The organism is Methylobacterium sp. WL116, assembly GCF_008039455.1.
Lineage (GTDB): Bacteria > Pseudomonadota > Alphaproteobacteria > Rhizobiales > Beijerinckiaceae > Methylobacterium.
Genome location: NZ_VRUV01000416.1, coordinates 1 through 4,067 on the forward strand (window position 1 = coordinate 1; position 4,067 = coordinate 4,067).

Sequence of the window (4,067 nt, forward strand, 5' to 3'; positions counted from 1 at the left end):
CGCGCGCGGCGACCACCGCCAGCGCGCCCCAGCCGGCACTCACCACCGCGGCCGCCACATCCTCGAGACCGGAAGACAGGAACAGGCCGACGACCGTGCAGAGGCCGGCGATCAAGGCCAGGGTCGTCAGACGCTTCATGATCCTCTTTCAAGCTCGGGGGTGGCTTGATGCTGGATTCTCGCCGCGATTTCGACCGAAAAAGACCGCTGCGGACGAGGAGTAAGGCTCAAGTTGCAGCAACGATCGGCAATGTCTATCACCCGATAGACACAGTGCGGACCAAAGCGGCACCAGGGGTTTCGCCCCGAGCAGACCGCCCGCGCAGCGTATCACGAAGGGATCACCATGGACCGCGACGCTTCCCACTCGGCCGGAGAGGCCGTGCTCGACGACGCCCGTACCGACGGCTTCGTCCGCGGCGACCCGGGCGTGCCGGCGCCGCACTCGCCGGTGATGGCCTGGAACGAGTGGGACCCGCTGGAGGAGGTGATCGTCGGCTCGCTCGACGGCGCCACGATCCCGACGCACCACCTGACCGTGATCTTCAACCTGCCGCGCGCCGCGCAGCCGTTCTACCGCTTCGCCTCGGGCTTCCGGTATCCGGCCTTCATGAAGAAGCTCGCGCAGAAGGAGCTCGATAACTTCATCGGCATCCTCGCCGGCGAGGGCGTGAAGATCCGCCGCCCAGACAGCATCGACTTCTCGAAGAAGTACCGCGCCCCGCGCTGGTCGTCCCGCGGCTTCTGCGTCGCCTGCCCGCGCGACCCGTACCTGGTGATCGGCGACGAGATCATCGAGAGCCCAATGTGCTGGCGCTCGCGCTACTTCGAGGGCGACGCCTACCGCTCGCTGTTCAAGGAGTATTTCCGCAACGGCGCGCGCTGGACCTCGGCACCGCGGCCGCAGCTGACGGACGAGCTCTACAACTACGATTATCGCGTGCCGAACCTGAAGGCCGGCGAGCCGATGCAGTTCACGGTCAACGAGTTCGAGCCGGTCTTCGACGCCGCCGACTTCGTCCGCTGCGGCCGCGATATCTTCGTCACCCGCTCGAACGTCACTAACCTGATGGGCATCGAGTGGCTGCGGCGCCACCTCGGGTCCGGCTTCCGCGTCCACGAGATCGAGAGCCGCTGCCCGCAGCCGATGCACATCGATTCGTCGTTCATGCCGCTCGCGCCCGGCAAGGTGCTGGTCAACCCGGACTACATCGACGTCGAGAAGCTGCCGGCGGTGCTGAAGAAGTGGGACGTGCTGGTCGCCCCGCGTCCCGACCCGGTCGAGGGCTTCATGAGCGAGATCTCGATGTGCTCGCCCTGGACCTCGATCAACGTGCTCGCCATCGACGAGAAGAAGATCGTCGTCGACCAGAGCCAGCCGACGCTGATCAAGGCGCTCAAGGATTGGGGCTTCGATCCGATCCCGGCGCCGTTCCTGAGCTACGGCCCGTTCGGCGGCTCGTTCCACTGCGCGACGCTCGACGTGCGCCGTCGCGGAACGCTGAAGTCGTACTTCTAGGATTTCACTGATCGTCCGCCGCATGATCCCCTCCCCCTCTGCGGGGGAGGGTGGGCCTCGCGTCAGCGAGGGTCGGGAGAGGGGATCGGCCTCTCCGGAAGCGTTGCCCCCTCACCCGACCCGCTTCGCGGGCCACCCTCCCCCGCAGAAGGGGGAGGGAAACCGGCCTCAGCGCGAGAACTTCTTGTACTTGATCTTCTTCGGCATCAGCGAGTCGGCACCGAGGCGGCGCATCTTGTCGGCCTCGTAGTCGGAGAAGTTGCCCTCGAACCACTCGACGTGGCTGTCGCCCTCGAAGGCGAGGATGTGGGTCGCGATCCGGTTCAGGAACCAGCGATCGTGGCTGATGATCACCGCGCAGCCGGCATAATCCTCCAGCGCGTCCTCGAGCGCCCGCAGCGTCTCCATGTCGAGATCGTTGGTCGGCTCGTCGAGGAGCAGCACGTTGGCGCCGCCCTTCAGCGTTCGCGCGAGGTGCACGCGGTTGCGCTCGCCGCCCGACAGCGTGCCGACCTTCTTCTGCTGGTCGCCGCCCTTGAAGGCGAAGGCCGCGCAGTAGGCCCGCGAATTGATCTCGCGCTTGTTGAAATAGATGATGTCGTTGCCGCCCGAGACCTCCTGCCAGACCGTGGCGTTGGGATCGAGCGCATCGCGCGACTGGTCGACGTAGCCGAGATGCACGGTCTCGCCGACCGAGATCGCGCCGCCGTCGGGCTTCTCCTGGCCGGTGATCATCTTGAACAGCGTCGTCTTGCCGGCGCCGTTCGGGCCGATGACGCCGACGATGCCGCCCGGCGGCAGCTTGAACGACAGGTCCTCGATCAGCAGCCGGTCGCCGAAGGCCTTGTTGAGGTGGTCGAACTCGATGACGTTGTTGCCGAGCCGCTCGTCGATCGGGATCACGATCTGGGCCGCGGCATCGACCTTGTTGTTCTGCTTGGCGACCAGCTCCTCGTAGCGCGTGATGCGCGCCTTCGACTTGGACTGGCGCGCCTTCGGCGAGGCGGCGATCCACTCCTGCTCGCGAGCGATCGAGCGCTGGCGAGCCATGTCCTCGCGGCCCTCCTGCTGCAGGCGTTTCTGCTTCTGCACCAGCCAGGCCGAGTAGTTGCCCTCGTACGGGATGCCCTTGCTGCGATCGAGCTCGAGGATCCAGCTGGTGACGTTGTCGAGGAAATAGCGATCGTGGGTCACGATCAGGATCGCACCGGGATAGTTCTTCAGGTGGCCTTCGAGCCAGTTCACCGTCTCGGCGTCGAGGTGGTTGGTCGGCTCATCGAGCAGCAGCAGCTCCGGCTCCCACAGCAGCAGCCGGCACAGCGCGACGCGGCGGCGCTCGCCGCCCGACAGCGTGGCGACCGGCTGCTCGTCGCTCGGGCAGCCCAAGGCCTCCATGGCCTGGTCGACCTTGGATTCGAGCTCCCACAGGTTCTTCGATTCGATCTCGTCCTGGAGACGGGTCATCTCGTCCGCCGTCTCGTCGGAGTAGTTCATCGCGAGCTCGTTGTAGCGGTCGAGCAGAGCCTGCTTCTCGGCGACGCCCTCCATCACGTTCTCGCGGACCGACTTCGTCGGATCGAGCTGCGGCTCCTGCGGCAGGTAGCCGACGCGGGCGCCCTGGGCGACGAAGCCCTCGCCGGTCCACTCGGTGTCGATGCCGGCCATGATCTTCAGCAGGGTCGACTTGCCCGAGCCGTTGATGCCCAGCACGCCGATCTTGGCGTCGGGGTAGAAGGACAGGTTGACGTTGTCCAACACCTTCTTCCCGCCAGTGTAGGTCTTGGTCAGGCCTTTCATGTGGTAGATGAATTCGCGGGCCATCGCAGGCATCCTATCAGGTTCGGCGGGGCCGGCGCGGGAGCGCGCCCGGCCCGATGACGGGTACAGGGCCGCACGGGCAGGCACGCGCCATGCCCGCGGCGAACCCTACGCGGTACGGTTCTGCGGAGCGTGCGCGTCGCACCCTTCCCCGCAATCCCTGGAGATGATCCCGCTCGCGTATCAGGACGGCCGGTGCCGGGCAAGGATCGGGGCGTGGTGGCCGCTGTGGGACTCGAACCCACACGGGCGAAGCCCGAGGCATTTTAAGTGCCTTCCGTCTACCAATTTCGGCAAGCGGCCCCTCGATGTGCCGAAGCGGTAGCCGCCGGCGTCGGCGAGATCAAGCGTTCGGCGTCCAGCCGTAGAGCCAGGCGTAGCGCGCGCGCATGCCGTCGGGCCCGAGGCGGCGCATCACCGCGTCGCGCACGAAGGCGGTGAGGCCGCCGGCATGGTAGGTCCGGCCGTTGCCGCGGCCGGCACGTGGTCCACTACCCGATCCATGCCGGCCGAGACCTCAACGTCGTGGCGATCGTGCCCGAGCGGCAGGGCGACGAGGATTGGGGCCGGCTCGGGGATCCGGCGGTGCTGCGCGCGCATTTCCGCACCTGCGCGCCGGAGCTGCTCGAGCTGCTGACCGTGCCGGATTCCTGGCTGGTCTGGTCGCTCGCCGACCGCCCGGTGGCGATACAGCGTCGAGCAGTACTGGCAGATGATCTCGTTGTCGGCG

The 4,067-nt window shown here is 66.9% G+C and carries 2 protein-coding genes, 1 tRNA gene and 3 pseudogenes; 2 read left to right on the forward strand and 4 right to left on the reverse strand.

The window, feature by feature from the left end; all coding sequences use genetic code 11:
• Positions 1-139, reverse strand: a pseudogene (locus FV223_RS32605) (TIGR00374 family protein); the annotation flags it as partial.
• A gap of 207 nt (positions 140-346) precedes the next feature.
• On the opposite strand from FV223_RS32605, the gene FV223_RS21750 reads away from it, so the two are divergent.
• Positions 347-1,519, forward strand: a complete 1,173-nt coding sequence (locus FV223_RS21750) for an amidinotransferase (protein WP_147728949.1) — start codon at positions 347-349, stop codon at positions 1,517-1,519.
• A 168-nt stretch (positions 1,520-1,687) separates the two neighbouring features.
• On the opposite strand, the gene ettA is transcribed toward FV223_RS21750, so the two are convergent.
• The 3 genes and pseudogenes from ettA to FV223_RS31990 form a co-directional block, all read right to left on the reverse strand.
• Positions 1,688-3,340, reverse strand: coding sequence for an energy-dependent translational throttle protein EttA (gene ettA / locus FV223_RS21755; RefSeq protein ID WP_147728950.1), 1,653 nt, complete (start codon positions 3,338-3,340; stop codon positions 1,688-1,690).
• Positions 3,341-3,554: 214 nt separating this feature from the next.
• Positions 3,555-3,640 (reverse strand) — tRNA-Leu (locus tag FV223_RS21760).
• A 40-nt stretch (positions 3,641-3,680) separates the two neighbouring features.
• Positions 3,681-3,821: pseudogene (locus tag FV223_RS31990) on the reverse strand (FAD-binding monooxygenase); the annotation flags it as partial.
• Between FV223_RS31990 and FV223_RS21770 the strand changes: the two are divergent.
• Positions 3,815-4,067: pseudogene (locus tag FV223_RS21770) on the forward strand (FAD-binding monooxygenase); the annotation flags it as partial. The pseudogenes FV223_RS31990 and FV223_RS21770 overlap by 7 nt on opposite strands.